Origin of the sequence: Kitasatospora sp. NPDC058444, from assembly GCF_042721415.1 — a bacterium.
GTDB lineage: Bacteria > Actinomycetota > Actinomycetes > Streptomycetales > Streptomycetaceae > Kitasatospora.
The window spans coordinates 296,640-314,405 of the sequence record NZ_JBHXLL010000003.1; the positions used below are offsets into that span (position 1 = coordinate 296,640).

General features: G+C 72.4%; 14 protein-coding genes. 5 read left to right on the forward strand and 9 right to left on the reverse strand.

The genetic code is table 11. The features are described 5' to 3' along the window. Positions 1–8 precede the first annotated feature (8 nt). The 3 genes from ACFWP2_RS05870 to ACFWP2_RS05880 all read right to left on the reverse strand — a co-directional run bounded on the left by ACFWP2_RS05870 (position 9) and on the right by ACFWP2_RS05880 (position 4,138). Complete coding sequence (locus ACFWP2_RS05870) at positions 9–731, reverse strand: ABC transporter permease (RefSeq protein WP_380448695.1); 723 nt, start codon at positions 729–731, stop codon at positions 9–11. Beyond that, positions 728–1,744, reverse strand: a complete 1,017-nt coding sequence (locus ACFWP2_RS05875) for an ABC transporter ATP-binding protein (RefSeq protein WP_380448697.1) — start codon at positions 1,742–1,744, stop codon at positions 728–730. The genes ACFWP2_RS05870 and ACFWP2_RS05875 overlap by 4 nt, the downstream gene beginning before the upstream one ends. Positions 1,745–1,939: 195 nt before the next feature. Next, a complete protein-coding gene (locus ACFWP2_RS05880) occupies positions 1,940–4,138 on the reverse strand; it encodes a prolyl oligopeptidase family serine peptidase (protein WP_380448699.1) in 2,199 nt (732 codons plus the stop codon). Positions 4,139–4,450: 312 nt separating this feature from the next. Here ACFWP2_RS05880 and ACFWP2_RS05885 point away from each other — a divergent pair, with 312 nt between their 5' ends. The 5 genes from ACFWP2_RS05885 (at position 4,451) to ACFWP2_RS05905 (ending at position 10,568) form a co-directional block, all read left to right on the forward strand. Next, a complete protein-coding gene (locus tag ACFWP2_RS05885) occupies positions 4,451–4,645 on the forward strand; it encodes a DUF2304 family protein (protein WP_049658010.1) in 195 nt (64 codons plus the stop codon). Positions 4,646–4,676: 31 nt separating this feature from the next. Next, the gene (gene mshB, locus ACFWP2_RS05890; RefSeq protein ID WP_380448701.1) at positions 4,677–5,585 is read left to right on the forward strand and encodes an N-acetyl-1-D-myo-inositol-2-amino-2-deoxy-alpha-D-glucopyranoside deacetylase; all 909 of its coding nucleotides are present in this window, start codon (positions 4,677–4,679) and stop codon (positions 5,583–5,585) included. Beyond that, positions 5,582–6,040 carry a DUF6113 family protein gene (locus ACFWP2_RS05895; protein ID WP_380448704.1) on the forward strand — a complete coding sequence of 153 codons (459 nt, stop codon included), beginning with the start codon at positions 5,582–5,584 and terminating at the stop codon, positions 6,038–6,040. Before mshB ends, ACFWP2_RS05895 begins: the two co-directional genes overlap by 4 nt. A gap of 244 nt (positions 6,041–6,284) precedes the next feature. Continuing rightward, entirely contained in the window at positions 6,285–8,708 is a 2,424-nt protein-coding gene (locus ACFWP2_RS05900; RefSeq protein WP_380448706.1) for a peptidoglycan binding domain-containing protein, read from the forward strand. 147 nt (positions 8,709–8,855) lie between these two features. Continuing rightward, positions 8,856–10,568 carry an ABC transporter family substrate-binding protein gene (locus ACFWP2_RS05905; protein ID WP_380448708.1) on the forward strand — a complete coding sequence of 571 codons (1,713 nt, stop codon included), beginning with the start codon at positions 8,856–8,858 and terminating at the stop codon, positions 10,566–10,568. Between the two features lie 55 nt (positions 10,569–10,623). Here the strand turns inward: ACFWP2_RS05905 and ACFWP2_RS05910 are convergent, their stop codons facing one another. The 6 genes from ACFWP2_RS05910 to ACFWP2_RS05935 form a co-directional block, all read right to left on the reverse strand. Next, on the reverse strand, positions 10,624–11,673 hold the full coding sequence (locus ACFWP2_RS05910) for an ABC transporter ATP-binding protein (protein ID WP_380448710.1): 1,050 nt from the start codon (positions 11,671–11,673) through the stop codon (positions 10,624–10,626). Between the two features lie 157 nt (positions 11,674–11,830). Further along, positions 11,831–12,970 (reverse strand): ABC transporter ATP-binding protein, encoded by a 1,140-nt coding sequence (locus ACFWP2_RS05915; RefSeq protein ID WP_380448952.1) that lies wholly within the window; start codon positions 12,968–12,970, stop codon positions 11,831–11,833. A gap of 25 nt (positions 12,971–12,995) precedes the next feature. Continuing rightward, the gene (locus tag ACFWP2_RS05920) at positions 12,996–14,048 is read right to left on the reverse strand and encodes an ABC transporter ATP-binding protein (protein WP_380448712.1); all 1,053 of its coding nucleotides are present in this window, start codon (positions 14,046–14,048) and stop codon (positions 12,996–12,998) included. A 15-nt stretch (positions 14,049–14,063) separates the two neighbouring features. Further along, complete coding sequence (locus ACFWP2_RS05925; protein ID WP_380448954.1) at positions 14,064–14,978, reverse strand: ABC transporter permease; 915 nt, start codon at positions 14,976–14,978, stop codon at positions 14,064–14,066. 76 nt (positions 14,979–15,054) lie between these two features. Then, positions 15,055–15,981 (reverse strand): ABC transporter permease, encoded by a 927-nt coding sequence (locus ACFWP2_RS05930; protein WP_360354337.1) that lies wholly within the window; start codon positions 15,979–15,981, stop codon positions 15,055–15,057. 111 nt (positions 15,982–16,092) lie between these two features. After that, complete coding sequence (locus ACFWP2_RS05935; RefSeq protein WP_380448716.1) at positions 16,093–17,718, reverse strand: ABC transporter substrate-binding protein; 1,626 nt, start codon at positions 17,716–17,718, stop codon at positions 16,093–16,095. Between the last annotated feature and the right edge of the window lie 48 nt (positions 17,719–17,766).

A 17,766-nucleotide genomic window follows, 5' to 3' on the forward strand; every position in this document is an offset into this window, starting at 1 on the left:
GTCGATCATCATGCCTGGCGGGTGTCGCGGCGGTACAGGGCCGCCGCGGCGGCGGTGAACACCACGAGGAAGGCGGCCAGCCCGGCGACCGCGACGGTGTCCAGGGAGTGCCCGGGCCGGGTGAAGGTGGCCAGCTCGTTGTACAGGTACACCGGGTTGAAGCGGGCGAACCTCTCCAGCGAGCCGCTCACCGGGAACCAGGTGCCGCCGAGCAGGGCCATCGCCATGTAGGTGATCATCACGATCGGCTGCACCGCGTCCGGCGCCGCCGCGTACCCGAGCGCCACCCCGAGCGCGGCGAAGACGAAGCTGCCCAGCCAGAGCGCGGCCGCCAGCCCGAGCCACTGCGGCGCGCTCAGCGAGACGCCCTGGCTCGCGCCGACCGCGAAGACCACCAGGATCGCCGGCAGCGTGGTGACGGCGGTCGCCGCGATCTTGCCGACGGTGTACGCCCGGCCGGGCAGCGCGGTCAGCCGCAGCTGGCGCACCCAGCCGCTCTTGCGCTCCAGCGAGATCCGCTGCGCGCTGCCGGTCAGCACCGCGCCGACCGCGCCGAAGGTGGCCATCGAGACCATGAAGTAGGTCTTCACCGGCAGGCCGCCGGCGAGGCCGGTGGTGCCGTAGGCGTTGATGAAGAAGACGTACATCAGCGCCGGGTAGGCGATGGTGAAGAGCAGGTAGCGCCGGTTGCGCAGGGTCCGCAGGATCTCCAGCCTGATCAGGGTGGTCATCGCACGCTCTCCTTCTCCGCGCCCGCGACGTACGTGCCCGCGACGTCGGCGCTCTCGGTGCCGGTCTCGGTGCCGGCGCTCTCGTTGCCGTCCTCGCGGTCCAGCTCGCCGGTGATGGTCAGGAAGGCCTGCTCCAGGCCCACGCCGGTGACCTCCAGCCCGCGCGGGTACAGCCCCGCCCGGTAGATCCCGGCCACGGTGGCGTCGGCGTCCGCGGTGCGGATCCGCACCGTCCGCGCCCCCGGGACCCTCGCGGTGACGTCCAGCGAGGACACCCCCGGCAGGGTGCGCAGCACGGAGTCCTCGAACCCGCCGTCCGCGTCGTGGAGTTCGAAGGCGATCCGGCGGGCGCCGGCCCGCGCCTTGATCTCCGCCGAGGTGCCGTCGGCGATCAGCCGGCCCCGGTGCAGCACCAGGACGCGGTCGGCGATCGAGTCGGCCTCCTCCAGGTAGTGGGTGGCGAACAGCACCGTGCGCCCGGCGTCGGCCTGGGCGCGCATGCTCGCCCAGAACGACTGCCGCACGCCGACGTCCATGCCGGTGGTGGGCTCGTCCAGCACGATCAGGTCGTTGTCGCCGGCGATGGCCAGGGCGAAGCGGACCCGCTGCTCCTGGCCTCCGGACAGCTTGTCGACCCGCCGCTCCGCCAGTTCGGTGATCCCCGCGTCGGCCAGCACCCCCGTGACCGGCCGACCGCGCGGATGCACGTCACAGGCCAGCCGCACCAGTTCGCGCACCTTGACGTCGGTCATCAGCCCGCCGCTCTGCAGCATCGCGCCGACCCGGCCGGCCTCGATCGCCGCCCGCGGGGCGCCGCCGAACAGGGTCACGCTGCCCCGGTCGGGCTCGCGCAGGCCGAGCAGCAGGTCCAGGCTGGTGGACTTCCCGGCGCCGTTCGGCCCGAGCAGGGCGACGGTCTCGCCCGGCCGGAGCACGAGGTCCAGTCCGTCCACGGCGCGCACCCGCCCGTAGCTCTTGCCCACGCCGCGGAAGGCGGCCACCTCGGTTGCCATCGCCCCGCTCCTCTCCTCTGATGGTGTCACGCCCGTGGTGTCACGGTCGGTGCTGTTCGCACCACCTCAGAGTCCCGCGCGGGCGGGTGGCGGCGGCAGTGTCCGCCGTCGTGCCTTCGGCATGACGGATGTCATGCCGCGGGCCGGTACCCGTGTCACCGGGTACCGGCCCGGAAGGGGCTGGTCAGACGGTCGTCACAGCCCCAGCGAGCGCTTCACGAAGTCGACCTGGAGCAGCAGCAGGTTCTCCGCGACCTCCTCCTGCGGGGTCATGTGGGTGACGCCGGACAGCGGCAGCACGGTGTGCGGGCGCCCGGCGGCGAGCAGCGCCGAGGACAGCCGCAGGGTGTGGGCGGCCACCACGTTGTCGTCCGCCAGCCCGTGGATGATCATCAGCGGGCGCTCCAGGCCGGCCGCGTACCCGCTCAGCGAGTTGGCGGCGTACACCTCGGGCCGCTCGGCCGGGTCGCCCAGGTAGCGCTCGGCGTAGTGGGTGTCGTACAGCTCCCAGTCGGTCACCGGCGCACCGGCCACCGCCGCGTGGAAGACGTCCGGGCGGCGCAGCACGGCGAGCGCGGCGAGGTAGCCGCCGTACGACCAGCCGCGGATGGCCACCCGGTCGAGGTCCAGCGGGAACTCGTCGGCGAGCGCCCGCACGGCCTCCACCTGGTCGTCCAGGGTGGCCCCGGCGAAGTCGAAGGCGATCGACTTCTCCCAGGCCGGCCCGCGCCCGGGGGTGCCGCGCCCGTCGGCGACGACCACCGCGAAGCCCTGGTCGGCGAACCACTGCGAGTTGAGGTGCGGGTTGTGCGCCTGGACGACGCGCTGGCCGTGCGGGCCGCCGTACGGGTCCATCAGGACGGGCAGCAGGCCGTCCCGCTCGCGGTCGTAGCCGGTGGGCAGGAAGACGGCGGCCGGGATGCGGCGCTCGCCGGCGAAGCGGAAGACCGGGCGGGCGGTGATGACCGGGGTCTCGGCGTACGAGGCGATGGTGGCGACGTCGTCGACCGCCAGGCCCTCGGGCAGGTCCCGGGCGACCTGGACCAGGGCGCCGGGCAGGTCGGGCTCGGCGGTGGCCCGGACGGTGATCCCGCCGCCGTGCACCGCGCTGGTGACGGAGGTGAACGGCCGCCCGTTGGCCGACTCCCAGCCCAGGCGGGTGCCGTCGTGGCTGATCCGGCCGACGCCGATCCAGCCCGGCTCGGGGTCGGTCTCCTCGGCACCGCCGGAGGCGCTGAAGAACACCTCCCGCTCGGTGACCGCGACGACCGAGCGGACGTGCAGGTCGGCCCCGGTCACGGCGCGGTCGCCGATCACCAGTGCCCGCACGCCCTCCCGTCGCCCGCCACCACCCTTCTGAGGGGCTTCGCCCACCTCCTCGATGTCGGAGATCCGGACCAGCTTGCCGTCCGGGGTCCAGGCCGGTGCGCCCGGGAACAGCTCCAGCCAGACGCCGTCCTTCTCCTCGTGCAGCACCTCGGTGGCGCCGGTGGCGGCGTCCAGTGCGAGGATCCGCTGGGCGCGCTGGTCGCGGCTCTGGACCAGGAGCAGCGGCACGCCGCCCTTCGACCAGTGCACCCGGCCCAGGTACGGGTAGGCCTCGCGGTCCCAGACCACCTCGGTGCGTCCGCCGTGCAGGTCGAGCAGCCAGAGGCCGACCTCGGCGTTGGCGCCGCCGGCCGCCGGGTAGGCGACCTCGGCGGGCTCGCGGTCCGGGTTCGCCGGGTCGGCGATCCACCAGCGGCGCACCGGGCTGTCGTCGGCGCGCTCGACCAGCAGCCGGTCGCCGTCCGGGGACCACCAGAAGCCGCGGTCGCGGTCCATCTCCTCCTGCGCGATGAACTCGGCCTGGCCCCAGGTGACGTTCGGGCCGTCCGGCTCGGCGAGCACCCGGTCGCCGCCGCCGTCGGTGCGGGTCAGCCGCAGCTCGCCGGCGGTGTTGGCGTACGCGACGTGGGCGCCGTCCGGGGACGGGCGCGGGTCCAGCAGCGGTCCTTCGGCGGGCAGTTCGGCGGTGGCGCCGGTGGCCAGGTCCGCGGTGAACAGGCGGCCGGAGAGCGCGAAGGCGGCCAGCTTCCCGGCCGCGTCCAGGGCGTAGCCGACGATGCCGGCCGAGCCCTCGCGGCTGCGCTCGCGGCGGGCCTTCTCGGCGGGCGAGAGGTCCTCCTCGTCGCCGCCGAGCAGCGCGGCCGGGTCGGCGGCGATCCGCTCCTCGCCGGTGGCGGTGTCGAGGGTCCAGAGCAGGTTGGCCCGGTCGCGGCCGGATCGCGAGCGGAGGAAGACGACCCGCGAGCCGTCCGGCGCGACGGAGAAGGAGCGGGGCGCGCCGACGGTGTAGCGCAGGGTCCGCGCGTACTGCCTCGGGAAGGTGTCCGCAGAGGTGTGGGAGGTCATGGCACCAGACCTTATGACGCCGGACCACCACCCCCGGGCGTCCGTTGATCACTCGTTCGGAGCATCGTCACCAAGTACGCCCCAAAGAGGTCCAAACCGCCTCCGACCGGCCCACGCGCCCCTCGAATGCCACGATGCCCCGGCGCGCGGGGACTCACCGAGGGTAATGCCCCCCTCACCCATCGGGTATGACTTGTCGCGCGAGCGGTCGCCCGGCCCCGTCCCGGACCGCGGTCGCCCGCAGCCCCCAGTCCCGCACCGTCCCTCGCCGCCCTCCGCGGGCGGCGTGCCCGAGAAGGGGTGTGAGCCGACATGGCCATGAACATCTCCGCCGCCGTGCTGATGCTGGTCATCGTGGTGATCCTGATCCGCCGGTCCGGCCTGAAGCTGGCCCACGCGATCGTCTGCGCGCTGCTGGGCTTCTACCTGGCGTCCAGCTCGATCGCCCCGTCGATCAGCCAGGTCACCAGCAACCTCGCCGGAATGATCAACGGCCTGAGGCTCTGACGCCATCCGGCCGGTGGTTAGGCTTCCTCCCATGACCGCGACTACCGGCCGCCGCCTCCTCCTGGTGCACGCGCACCCCGACGACGAGTCGATCGGCAACGGCGCCACCATGGCCCGGTACGCCGCCGAGGGCGCCCGGGTCACGCTGGTGACCTGCACCCTCGGCGAGGGCGGCGAGGTGATCCCCCCGGAGCTGGCCCACCTGACGGCCGATCGGGACGACACCCTCGGCGCGTACCGGGTCGGCGAGCTGACCGAGGCGATGCGCGCCCTCGGCGTGAGCGACTTCCGCTTCCTCGGCGGCCCGGGGCGCTACCGCGACTCCGGGATGATGGGCGTGCCCGAGAACGACGTGCCCGGCTGCTTCTGGCGGGCGGACGTCGAGGAGGCGGCCGGTCATCTGGTCGCGGTGATCCGCGAGGTGCGCCCGCAGGTCCTGGTCACGTACGACCCGGACGGCGGCTACGGACACCCGGACCACATCCAGGCGCACCGGGTCGCGACCCGGGCGTACGAGCTGGCCGCCGACCCGGCGCACCGGCCGGAGCTGGGCGCGGCCTGGCGGATCGCCAAGGTGTACTGGAACCGGATGCCCCGCTCGGTGATCGAGGCCGGGCTCGCCGAGGCCGCCGCCAAGGCGTCCTTCCCGGGTGTCGCGCAGCCCTCCGACGTCCCCGGCGTGGTCGACGACGGGGTGGTCACCACCGTGCTGGACGGCGCCGCGCACGCGGGGCGCAAGGCCGACGCGATGGCCGCCCACGCCACCCAGATCACCGTGGACGGCGCCTTCTTCGCGCTGTCCAACGACCTCGCCCAGCCGCTGTTCACCACCGAGTACTACCAGTTGGCGCACGGCCAGGCCGGGCCTGGCGAGCCGGAGGACGACCTGTTCGCCGGCCTTCCGCTCGACGCCGCCCACGCCGAGGAGGGCACCCGATGAGCAAGCCCGTCGCCGCGCCGCCGCGCCGCACCCTCGCCGCCGCCGTCCTCGGCACCCGCGAGGAGCGGCTGGCGGAGTCCCAGCCCCCGCGCGCCGCCCGGATCGCGACCTATGTCCTGTTCTTCCTGCTGGGTGCCGCGGTGTCGGTCTGCGGATCCTTTGTGCAGGCCCTGTGGCCGCCGGTGGGGGTCCTGCTGGCGCTCGCCGCGACCGCCGCCACCTTCTACGGCGGCCTGCGGGTCACCGGCACCCGGCTCGGCGCGGGCGTACCCGCGGCCGGCTGGTTCCTGGCGATGCTGCTGCTGATCGTGCCCCGGCCCGAGGGCGACAACGTGCTGTGGTCCAACGCCACCTCGCTGGCGTGGCTGTTCGGCGGCTCGGTGCTGGGCGTGATCTGCGCCACCCTGCCCACCCGTACCGGCTGGTTCCCCGGGGTGCCCGGCCCTCCGCGCTGACCGGGGTCGCGCACGGCGTACGGTACCGCGTACGACGAGCAGTCAGGAGCGTACGGCCTTACTCTCATACCGGAGGAACCGGACGTATCAGGATCTGTCCGAAGCCGTTCGCCGCTCAGTTCTTCCCAGTATGGTGGTCCCGCAGAACGCCGTACCCGACCGCCGCCCGCCCCAGTCAAGGCCCGGCGACCACGAACCGCGGTCGCGCCGCACGGCCCGCCCGCGAACCCGGAGCAGAGCAGCATTGAGCAGCCGCGAATCTGACAACGCCCACCCGACGCCGCGGCGCACGGGTCCGGACGCCTACCCGTCGGGCACTCCGCCCTACGGCACGCCGGGCCCCGGCGGCGACCGGGCCGACGCCGGACCGGGCACCGCGTCGGGCGGCGAGGACGACGGTCCGAAGACCGAGACCACCCTGACCACCCGGGTCCGGATCAACATCCCCGGCTCGCGTCCGATCCCGCCGGTCGTCGTCCGCAGCACCGTCAAGAACGAGGACGGCCCGGGCGATGACGCCCCGGCCGCCGCCGCCGACCCGGGCGCCCCGCGGCACCGCTCCGCGCCGGCCTCGCCCGTCCTCGGCGTGATGGACGACGGCGGCCGCCAGGCCGCCCCGCCGCACCTCCCGCCGGAGTGGCAGATCCCGCCGATCCCGCCGGCGACCTCGGAGTCGGAGTCCACCGGCGCCTGGTTCCGTCCGCGCCAGAAGAAGGCCGCGACCGCCGAGCCCGTGCCGGCCGCCGTGCCGGTCGGCGCCGTGGGCGCGACGGAGGCCTCGGCCGCACCCGTCACCGCCGCCGAGCCGCGCCCGCAGGGTGCCCGTCCGGCCGCGGGCCGGGGCGCCCGTGCCGACGGCGCCGCCCCGAACGGCCGTCCGGTGCCCGCCCAGGGCAAGCAGCCGAACCCGGCCGCCGCGCCGCCGCACGTCGAGGCCCCGGTGGAGGAGCCCGGCGTGTACGAGGCCGCGGACCCGTTCGCGCCGGTCACCGACCCGTTCGGCACCTCCGTGCCCGACGCCGGCGCCCAGGGCCTGCCCCGGCGCAACGGCGGGCAGCGCAACGGCGGACAGCGCAACGGCGGACAGCAGGACGGGCAGCAGCAGAACGGCCGGCAGCGCGGGAACCGGCCGGGCGGGCCGCAGCAGCCCGGCCCGCAGAACGGCTTCCAGCCGAACGGCCACCCGGTGCCCGCACCGCACCCGCAGGCCGTCCCGGTCGCCGAGCCGAACCCGGAGGACACCTCCGTCGACGGCTTCGCGCCGATCCGCGACACCACCCCGCCGCCCGCCGCGATACCCGGCCTGCCCCGGAACGGCGCTCCGCACGGCGCCGACGGCCGTCCGCAGCCGGGCCTGTTCGCCTCGGCCCCGACCGGCACCGACCCGTTCGCCGCCCAGCGCCCGGCCGCTCCCGGCCACGGCCAGGACGTCCCCGCCGCTCCGGCGGGCCCCGGCGCCCTCTTCCCGGGCGCGCCCGGCACCGCCCCGCTGCCCGGCGGCGACCCGGAGGCCACCGCCGTCACCCCGCTGCCGGCCCCGGCCCCCGGCCCCCGGCCCGACGGCGCCGAGACCACCAAAAGCCCCAAGGGCGGCAAGGGTGCCAAGGGCGAGAAGGGCGGCAAGGCCGCCGCCAAGCCCGCCCCCGCCCCGGCGCCGTCCCCGGCCCCCGCCGAGACGAAGACCGAGCCGGCCGCCCCCGCCAAGGCCAAGCGCGGCGGGGCCGGCAAGAAGCTGGTCAAGCTGGGCGTCTACGGCATCGGCGCGGTGCTGTTCCTCGGCGCCGCCGCGTACGGCACCGGCCTGATGCTCAACCAGTCCGACGTCCCCAAGGGCACCGTGGTGCTCGGCACCGAGATCGGCGGCAGCAGCCGCGACCAGGCGATCCACCAGCTGGACGAGTCGGTCGGCAAGGCCGGCCAGCAGCCGCTCAAGCTGAAGATCGGCGACCAGGCCGTGGACCTCGACCCGGCGGTCGCCGGCCTGAGCTTCGACACCACCGCCACCGTGGACGGCCTGGCCCAGCACAGCTACAACCCGATGGACGTCTTCAAGTCGCTCAAGGGCGGCACCAAGACCGTCGCCCCCGAGGTCAAGGTCGACAAGGCCAAGCTCAAGGCCGCTCTCGACACCCTCGCGGCCGGCTCCGGCCAGGGCCTCCAGGAGGGCTACGTCAAGTTCGGCGACAACGGCGAGCCGATCGTCGTCCCCGGCCGGGCCGGCCAGGCGGTGGACTCGGCGAGCGCCCTGGACGTGATCGCGCAGGCCTACCGCGACCGCGCCGACGGCAAGCCGGAGCAGCCGATCGCCCTGGCCGTCACGGCCGCCCAGCCGAAGATCTCCACCCAGGCCCTCCAGGGCGCCGCCGACACCCTCGGCAAGCAGGTGGCCTCCGGCAAGGTGCACGTCGTCGCCGGTACCAAGTCCTGGGACTTCGGCCCGAAGACGGCCGCCAAGGTGCTCACCCTGGTTCCGGACGCCTCCGGCAAGATCGTGCCCAAGTGGGACGTCGACGCGCTCGCCGCCCAGCTGGGCACCGTGTTCGACAAGGTGAAGGTCAAGAAGAACGGCCAGGTCGCCGCGATCACCCCGCAGGACGTCGCGGACGGCATCACCTCGGTGTTCGACAAGACCGGCGACAAGGACCGCACCTTCAAGTTCGCGGTCTGAGGCCGCCGGCGTCCGGCGCGTTCGCCTCCGCCGAACCCGCGCCGCACGAGGGGCGGGCCCATCCGGGCCCGCCCCTCGACAACACCCGTCCCGGTCAGCAAGATGTGACGCCACACCACCCGCCACATCCACCCCGGGAGCCCGCCGATGCGCCGCCGCCTCCAGCACCACGGGACGGCCCTGCTCGCCGGTCTCACCGCCCTCACCCTCTCGCTGGCGCTCTGCTCCTGCACCGCCGGCCAGGGCGGCGCCGACGCCGCGCCGTCCGCCCTCGCGACGCCCAAGCTCACCTCCGTCGACATCAACCCGCGCGACCGGGCCCAGCTGCGCCAGGGCGGCACCGTGAACCTGGCGATCGCCCAGTTCTCCCGCCAGTGGTCGCCGATCCACACCGACGGCAGCGAGTCCTCGACCGTCATGGTCAGCAAGTCGCTGCTGCCGACCTTCTTCCGCTCGGACGCGGCCGGCACCCAGACCCCCAACCCGGCCTACCTCCAGGAGGCGCACGCCGAACTCAGGGACGGCCGGCAGGTGGTCACCTGGACGCTCAACCCGAAGGCCCACTGGTCCGACGGCACCCCGATCACCTGGCGCGACATCGAGGCCAACTGGCGTGCCCTGAACGGGAAGGACCCGGCCTACAAGTCCTCCAGCAGCACCGGCTTCGAGCTGGTCTCCGCGGTGGAGCGCGGCAAGGACGACTTCCAGGCCGTGATGACCTTCGACCACCCGTTCTCCGAGTGGCAGTCGATGTTCAACAGCGCCGGCAACGCCCCGCTGCTGCCCGCCGGCAGGATCTCCACCCCCGAGCTGTTCAACTCCTCCTACCTGGACGGCTTCCCGGTCACCGCCGGCCCGTTCAAGGTCGAGCAGCTGGACCGCGCCGCCCAGACCGTCACGCTCGTCGCCGACCCCTCCTGGTGGGGCGACAAGCCGATGCTGGACCGGATCGTCTTCCACGCGATGCTGCCCGACGCGATGCCCGCGGCCTTCGCCAAGGGGCAGCTCGACCTCGTCAACATCGGCCCGGACGTGGCCGGTTACCAGGTCGTCAAGAACACCAAGGGCGCCGTGGTGCGCCGGGCCGGCGGGCCCGACTTCCGCCAGCTCACCCTGAACGCCCGCACCCCCGCGCTCGCCGACGCGACCGTGCGCCAGGCCGTCTTCCAGGCGATCAACCGGGACGTGGTGATCCGCTCCGACCTCAGCGGCCTGGACTGGCCGGCCGTCCCGCTCAACAACCACCTGCTGGTCACCAACCAGAACGGCTACCGCGACAACTCCCTGGGCCTGGCCCGCTACGACCCCGCCGAGGCCGCCCGCAAGCTGGACGCGGCCGGCTGGAAGCCGGACGGCGACGTCCGGAAGAAGGACGGCCGCGAGCTGAACCTGCGGATGGTCGTCCCGGCCGGCGTCACCCCGGCCCAGGCCGAGGCCGCCAACACCACCAGGATGCTCAAGGACGTCGGCATCAAGGTCACCACCGTGACCGCCCCCGCCAACGAGTTCTTCGACAAGTACGTCAACCGCAACGACTTCGACATCGCCGCCTACTCGCTGATCGGCACCCCCTTCCCGGCCAGCGGCAACCGCGCCAACTTCGTCCAGAGCGGCGGCACCAACCACGTCGGCGCGGGCAGCCCCGCGGTGGACGCCGCGCTCGACCGGGCGGCCGCCGCGGCCGACGCCGCCACCGCCTCCGAGGCGATCAACCAGGCCGACGGCGAGCTCTGGAAGGTGGCCGGCGTCCTGCCGCTCTACCAGCGCCCGCAGCTGTACGGGGCCCGCGCCGAACTCGCCAACATCGGCGCGCAGGGCCTGTCCGACATCGTCTGGGAGAACGTCGGCTTCGTGAAGTAGCCGCCCGCCGAGGCTGCGACCGGGGCCGGGCCCGGCCTCAGCCTCAGCCTCAGCCTCAGCCGTGCAGCGTCTCGCGCCAGTAGTGGCAGGCACTGCGGCGGCCCGCCAGCTCCGTCCCGTACTCGCTGGTCACCGGTGCCAGCGGCGGGAGTTCGGTACGGCAGCGGTCCTGCGCGCGGTCGCAGCGGGGGCTGAAGGCGCAGCCCTGCGGAAGGCTCAGCAGGCTCGGCGGCAGGCCCCTGATGGCGTGCAGGTTCCGGCCCTTCTGGTCGAGGCGGGGGATGGAGTCCAGCAGTCCCCTGGTGTACGGGTGCGCGGGCCGGGCGTACAGCTCGTGCACGGGGGCGGTCTCGACGATCCGGCCCGCGTACATCACGGCGATCTTGTCCGCGACGTCGGCGACCACGCCGAGGTCGTGGGTGATCAGGATCAGGCCCATGTTGTACTCGGCCTGCAAGTCGGCCAGCAGGTCCATCACCTGGGCCTGCACCGTCACGTCCAGAGCGGTGGTGGGCTCGTCCGCGATGATCAGGTCCGGCTCCAGGGCCAGCGCCATCGCGATCATGATCCGCTGGCGCATGCCGCCGGAGAACTGGTGCGGGTAGTCGTTCACCCGCTGCCGGGCGGCCGGGATGCGCACCCGCTCCATCAGCTCGATGGCCTTCTCCCGGGCCTCCTTGCGGGAGACCCCCCGGTGCGCCCGGAACATCTCCCCCAGCTGGTAGCCCACGCTGAGCACCGGGTTCAGCGCGGACAGCGCGTCCTGGAAGATCATCGCGATGTGCCCGCCCCGGATGGAGCGCCGCGCGTCGGCCCTCATCGTCAGCAGGTCCTCGCCGCGGAACAGGATCCGCCCCGAGGTGATCCGCCCCGGCTGCATGTCCAGGATGCCCATGATCGCCTGCGCCGTCACCGACTTGCCCGAACCGGACTCCCCCAGCACCGCCAGCGTCTCCCCCGCCGCGACGGAGTAGCTCACCCCGTTGACGGCCCGGGCGACACCGTCCCGGGTGTGGAACTCCACGTGCAGGTCGTCGACCTCCAGCAGCGGCGTCCCGGGCTCCACGTTCCCCCGGCCGCCGCCGATCACCTCCACCGCGTCCATCAGAGCAGCCCTCCTCGGCGCCGCGGCACCCACCGCAGGGCGCAGAGCAACTATCAAGGAGCGGAGGGCACTTGGCGAGCCCGCGGCAGATCTCTTTTCCGTCACGGCACAGGGCGCGCCCCCACCTGCGGGGACGCGCCCTGGTGCCGGACCCGCCTCAGCCGGAGTCCTGCTCGTTCTCGCGCTCCGGCGCGCCCGGCCCGTTCTCGCGCTCCGCCGCGCTCTGCTCGATCTCGCGCTCCGCCGCGCTCTGCTCGATCTCGCGCTCCGCCGCGAAGTGGCACGCCGAGTCGTGCCGCGCCGCCCCGCCCAGCCAGGACGGCGGGGCCAGCAGCGGCTCCTCGACCTCGCACCGGTGCTGCGCCTTCCAGCAGCGGGTGCGGAAGCGGCAGCCGGACGGCGGGTTGGCCGGCGAGGGCACGTCGCCGGTGAGCACGATCCGGTCCCGGGTCTCCCGCGCCCTCGGGTCCGGCACCGGCACCGCGGAGAGCAGCGCCTGGGTGTACGGGTGCGTGGCGTGGTCGTAGATCTCCGCGTCGCTGCCGATCTCGACCAGCTTCCCCAGGTACATCACCCCGACCCGGTCGGAGATGTGCCGGACGATGGAGAGGTCGTGCGCGATGAACATGTACGACAGGTTGAACTCGCCCTGCAGCTGCTCCAGCAGGTTGATCACCTGCGCCTGGACGGACACGTCCAGCGCGGAGACCGGCTCGTCGCAGATGATGATCTCGGGCTTGAGCGCGAGACCGCGGGCGATGCCGATGCGCTGGCGCTGGCCGCCGGAGAACTGGTGCGGGTACCGGTTGATGTACTCCGGGTTGAGCCCGACCACGTCCAGCAGGTCCCGGACCGCCTTGCGCCGGTCCCCCCTGGGCGCCACCTCGGGGTGGATCTCGAACGGCTCGCCGATGATGTCGCCGACCGTCATGCGCGGGTTGAGCGAGGTGTACGGGTCCTGGAACACCATCTGGATGTTCCGGCGGACGGCCTTCAGCCCCGCCCCGGAGAGCCGGGAGATCTCCTCCCCCTTGTACCGGACCGATCCCGAGGTGGCCGGCTCCAGGTTCATCAGCACCTTGGCCAGCGTGGACTTCCCGCAGCCGGACTCGCCGACGATCCCGAGCGTCTCACCCTGCATCAGGTCGAAGCTGACCCCGTCGACCGCCTTCACCGCGCCGACCTGCTTCTTGAACAGGACGCCCTTGGTGAGCGGGAAGTGCTTGACCAGCTCCCGGACTTCGAGGATCGGTTCGCCGCGCGGCACCTCCTGTTCGAAGGCGACCTCCTCCGGCATCACCGCGCCCAGCGCACTGGCCCCGTCAACGGTCATGGAGGGTCTCCTTCCAGAAGAAGCAGGCGCTGCCGCGGCCTTCCAGCGGCGTCCCGTCCTCCTCGGTGACCGGGAACAGCTCCGGCACCTCGCTCCGGCAGACGTCCTGGGCGCGCGGGCAGCGCGGGTTGAAGGCGCAGCCCTCGGGGATGCGCAGGAGGTTGGGCGGCAGGCCCTTGATCGCGTAGAGCTCCTGGCCCTTCTGGTCGAGGCGGGGGATGGAGTCCAGCAGTCCCCTGGTGTACGGGTGCGCGGGCCGGGCGTACAGCTCGTGCACGGGGGCGGTCTCGACGATCCGGCCCGCGTACATCACGGCGATCTTGTCCGCGACGTCGGCGACCACGCCGAGGTCGTGGGTGATCAGGATCAGGCCCATGTTGTACTCGGCCTGGAGCTCGGCCAGCAGGTCCATCACCTGGGCCTGCACCGTCACGTCCAGGGCGGTGGTGGGCTCGTCCGCGATGATCAGGTCCGGCTCCAGGGCCAGCGCCATCGCGATCATGATCCGCTGGCGCATGCCGCCGGAGAACTGGTGCGGGTAGTCGTTCACCCGCTGCCGGGCGGCCGGGATGCGCACCCGCTCCATCAGCTCGATGGCCTTCTCCCGGGCCTCCTTCCGGGAGACCCCCCGGTGCGCCCGGAACATCTCGCCCAGCTGGTAGCCGACGCTGAGCACCGGGTTCAGCGCGGACAGCGCGTCCTGGAAGATCATCGCGATCTTCCGGCCGCGGATCTTCCGCCGCTCCTCCTTGCTCAACCTGAGCATGTCCCGGCCCCGGTACAGGATCTCGCCGCGCGGGATCCGGGCCGGCGGCATGTCCAGGATGCCCATGATCGCCTGCGCCGTCACCGACTTGCCCGAACCGGACTCCCCCAGCACCGCCAGCGTCTCCCCCGCCGCGACGGAGTAGTTGACGCCGTTCACGGCCCGGGCGACGCCGTCCCGGGTGACGAACTCGACGTGCAGGTCCCGGACGTCGAGCAGCGGCCCCTGGTAGGGCGCCTCCTGCTCGCGCCCGGTGGCTGTCACCGCTGTACTCACGATGCGCTCCCTCGCTCAGCGAAGCTTCGGATCGAGGGCGTCGCGGACCGCGTCGCCCATCATGATGAAGGCCAGCACGGTGATGGACAGGGCGGCGGCCGGGAAGAACATCACGTACGGCGCGGTCCGGATCACCTTCTGGGCCGAGGAGATGTCGATGCCCCAGGAGATGGTCGGCTCCTGGAGGCCGATGCCGAGGAAGCTCAGCGTCGCCTCGGTCGCGATGTAGCCGCCGAGCGCGATGGTCGCCACCACGATCACCGGCGCGAGGGCGTTCGGCAGGATGTGCCGGAACATCAGCCGTCCGGTCCCGGCCCCCAGGGCCCGGCCCGCCACCACGAAGTCGGACTGTTTGACGGTCAGCACCGCGCCGCGCATGACGCGGGCGATCTGGGTCCAGCCGAGGACGGCCAGCGCGACCACCACGGTCCACACCGTGCGGACGGTGAACGCGTTCAGCAGCACCAGGGCGCCGAGCAGCAGCGGGATGCCGAAGAAGATGTCGACGATCCGGGAGATCACCGCGTCGACGGCCCCTCCGTAGTATCCGGCCACCATCCCGGTCAGCCCGCCGAGCAGGGTGACCGCGGCGGTCACGAAGATGCCGACGGTGATCGAGGCCCGGGCGCCGTAGATGACCCGGGCGTAGATGGAGCGGCCCTGCGCGTCGTAGCCGAACCAGCCGGCGCCGAAGAAGTCCGTCCAGTCCGGCCGCCTGAGGTAGTCGTGCACCAGGTCGGCCTTGCGCGGGTTGGCGTCGGTGAAGGCCCAGGGGAAGATCGCGACGAGCACCAGCAGCACGATCAGCACGACCGAGATCAGGAAGATCGGCCGCCGGCGCAGGTCCCGCCAGGCGTCGCCCCAGAGGCTGCGGGCCTCCTCCCGCTTCTGCACGTCGGGTTCGACCAGGGTCTCCTGCTCCACCGCCATGCCCTGTTCCCCCGCGTAGTCGAGACGGGCGACGCCCGGCTTGGGGTGGGGTTCGAACGAGTCCTCGTCGTGGATGTCAGGCATAGCGGATCCTCGGGTCCAGGACCGCGTAGAGCAGGTCGACGAGCAGGCTGGCGACCAGGTAGATGATCACCAGGACGGTCACGATGCCGACCACGGTCGGGCCTTCCTTCTGGTTGATCGCCCGGTACAGGACGTTGCCGATGCCCTGGACGTTGAAGATGCCCTCGGTGACGATCGCCCCTCCCATCAGGGCGCCGAGGTCGGTGCCGAGGAAGGTGACCACCGGGATGAGCGAGTTGCGCAGCAGGTGGCGGGGGATGATGGTGCGCCGGGGCAGGCCCTTGGCGGTCGCGGTCCGGATGTAGTCGGCCCGCAGGTTCTCGCCGATGGACGTCCGGGTGAGCCGGGCGACGTACGCGAGCGAGAGCGAGCCCAGGACGATCGCCGGCAGGATCAGCTGGGAGAGGTCGTAGCTGTCCTGCACCGTCGGCGTGACCCAGCCGAGGTTGGTGGCGAACACGGTCTGCGCGATGTACGCCAGCACGAAGACCGGGATCGAGATCACCACCAGGGTCAGGACCAGTACCAGGGTGTCCGCGATGCTGCCGCGCTTCAGTCCGGAGAGCACGCCGAAGGCGAGGCCCACGACCATCTCGAAGACGAAGGCCATCAGCGCCAGCCGGATGGTGACCGGGAAGGCGTCCGCCATGATGTCGGAGACCGGGCGGCCGGTGAAGCTGGTCCCGAAGTCCCCCTGGAAGAGGTTCCCCATGTAGTGCAGGTACTGCTTCCACAGCGGCTGGTCCAGGTAGTACGTGTGCTTGATGCTCGCGACCACCGACGGGTCGGCGGCCTTCTCGCCGAACAGCGCGACCACCGGGTCGCCCGGCAGCGTGTAGACCATCACGAAGATCAGCAGCGTGGTGCCGAAGAACACCGGGATCATCTGCAGCACCCGCCGCAGCACGTAACTGCCCATCCGAGCCTCCTTCCTGTGGGCCCGACCGGCCGGGCCGGTCGGGTGGGAGACCGCGCCCCGCCCTCCGTGCGGGGAGGGCGGGGCCGGCGCGCGGGGATCAGGGTCCGGGGATCAGCCCTTGACCTCGACCTGCGTCCAGGCCGGGTTGCCGAAGGAGTCGAACTTCACGTTCTGCACCTTGGTCGAGTAGCCCGAGTTGGTGCGGTAGTACCAGAGCGGGATGGCCGGCATGCCGCTCACCAGCACCGTCTCGGCCTGCTGGTAGCCGGTCACCGTGTCGGCGACGCTGGGGGCCTCGTCGGCCTGGGTCGCCGCCTGGTCGAACTGCGGGCTGCTGTACCCGGTGTCGTTGGAGGCGGCACCGGTGCGGTAGACGTCGGCCAGGAAGTTGGCGTTCAGCGGGTAGTCCTGCACCCAGCCGGTCCGGAAGGCGCCGTTGAGCTGGTGGGTGGTGATGGCCTGGCGGGCGGTCTTGAAGTCGGGCTTCGGGTCGCCGAGACAGTCGACGCCGGTGTTCTGCCGGATCGAGTTGCAGACCGCGTCGACCCACTCCTTGTGGCCGCCGTCCGCGTTGTAGGTGATCAGCACCTTGTTGCCGGGGACGCCGCCGCCCTGCTGGATCAGCTGCTTGGCCTTGGCGGGGTCGAAGGTGCAGAACTGCCCGCAGGCGCCGGCCTTGTAGCCCTGGACGCCCTCCGCCACCCAGGCGCTGGCCGGCGCGCGGGAACCCTGCAGCACCGTCTTGGTGATGGTGTCGCGGTCGATCGCCATCGACAGGCCCTGGCGCACCTGGGCCTTCTCCGGGGCGGCCCAGTCGGCCTGGTAGAGCGTGAAGCCGATGTTCTGGATGGCGCCCTGCGGCGCGTCCACCGCGCGGTCGCCGAGGTCGCTCTTGTACGTGGCCAGGGCGGACGGCGGCACCTGGTCCATCACGTCGAGGTTGTTGGACTGGAGGTCGGCGTAGGCGGCCTCGGAGGTGGTGTACATCTTGAAGACGACGCCGCCGTTCTTCGGCTTGTCCACGCCCTGGTAGTCCGGGAAGGCCTTGGTGACCACCTGGCTGTTGTGCGCCCAGCTGACGAACTGGTACGGGCCGTTGCCCACCGGCTTCTGCCCGTACCCGGCCGGATCCTTGAAGAAGCCCTCGGGCAGCGGCGAGAAGGCGATGTAGCCGAGCTTGTACTCGAAGTACGAGACCTTGTGGTTCAGCTTGACGGTGAAGTGCAGGTCGTCGGTGACGGTCAGTCCGGACATCTTGTCCGCGGTCGGCTGGCCGGTGGCCGGGTGGACGTCCTCGTAGCCCTCGATGTCGGAGAACCAGGAGCTGTTGATCTGGTTGTTGGCCGGGCTGGCGCCCCAGTTCCAGGCGTCGACGAAGTTCTGGGCGTGCACCGGGGTGCCGTCGTGGAACTTCCAGCCGTCCTTCAGCGTGACGGTGAAGGTCTGCGAGTCACTGGTGTCGATCTTCTCGGCGACCTGCATCCGGATGCTGGCGTTGCTGGGGTCGTAGTCGACCAGCCCTTTGAAGAGGTTCTGGATGATGCGACCGCCGCCGGTCTCGTTCGCGTTGGCGGGCTGCAACGGGTTCTGCGGCTCGTTGCTCTGGTAGCTGAAGGTCTTGCTGGCGTCCGACGAGCCGCTGCTTCCTCCGCTGCCGTTGCTGCTGCACCCGGTGGCCACCAGGGCCACGGACGTCGCAACGGCGAGGACCCAACGAGCACGGGCGGCTACGGGCATGGAGGTCCCTCCTCAGGGTGTGTGTCGCATCACACCCCATGAGAAGCG

What these genes read in the sequence shown, in the direction of transcription:
- ACFWP2_RS05885 (WP_049658010.1), top strand. Translation starts at nt 4,451, where the DNA reads ATGGCCATGAACATCTCCGCCGCCGTGCTGATGCTGGTCATCGTGGTG.
- ACFWP2_RS05925 (WP_380448954.1), bottom strand. Translation starts at nt 14,978, where the DNA reads ATGGCGGTGGAGCAGGAGACCCTGGTCGAACCCGACGTGCAGAAGCGG.
- ACFWP2_RS05915 (WP_380448952.1), bottom strand. Translation starts at nt 12,970, where the DNA reads ATGCCGGAGGAGGTCGCCTTCGAACAGGAGGTGCCGCGCGGCGAACCG.
- ACFWP2_RS05880 (WP_380448699.1), bottom strand. Translation starts at nt 4,138, where the DNA reads ATGACCTCCCACACCTCTGCGGACACCTTCCCGAGGCAGTACGCGCGG.
- ACFWP2_RS05870 (WP_380448695.1), bottom strand. Translation starts at nt 731, where the DNA reads ATGACCACCCTGATCAGGCTGGAGATCCTGCGGACCCTGCGCAACCGG.
- ACFWP2_RS05910 (WP_380448710.1), bottom strand. Translation starts at nt 11,673, where the DNA reads ATGGACGCGGTGGAGGTGATCGGCGGCGGCCGGGGGAACGTGGAGCCC.
- ACFWP2_RS05935 (WP_380448716.1), bottom strand. Translation starts at nt 17,718, where the DNA reads ATGCCCGTAGCCGCCCGTGCTCGTTGGGTCCTCGCCGTTGCGACGTCC.
- ACFWP2_RS05875 (WP_380448697.1), bottom strand. Translation starts at nt 1,744, where the DNA reads ATGGCAACCGAGGTGGCCGCCTTCCGCGGCGTGGGCAAGAGCTACGGG.
- ACFWP2_RS05895 (WP_380448704.1), top strand. Translation starts at nt 5,582, where the DNA reads ATGAGCAAGCCCGTCGCCGCGCCGCCGCGCCGCACCCTCGCCGCCGCC.
- mshB (WP_380448701.1), top strand. Translation starts at nt 4,677, where the DNA reads ATGACCGCGACTACCGGCCGCCGCCTCCTCCTGGTGCACGCGCACCCC.
- ACFWP2_RS05930 (WP_360354337.1), bottom strand. Translation starts at nt 15,981, where the DNA reads ATGGGCAGTTACGTGCTGCGGCGGGTGCTGCAGATGATCCCGGTGTTC.
- ACFWP2_RS05905 (WP_380448708.1), top strand. Translation starts at nt 8,856, where the DNA reads ATGCGCCGCCGCCTCCAGCACCACGGGACGGCCCTGCTCGCCGGTCTC.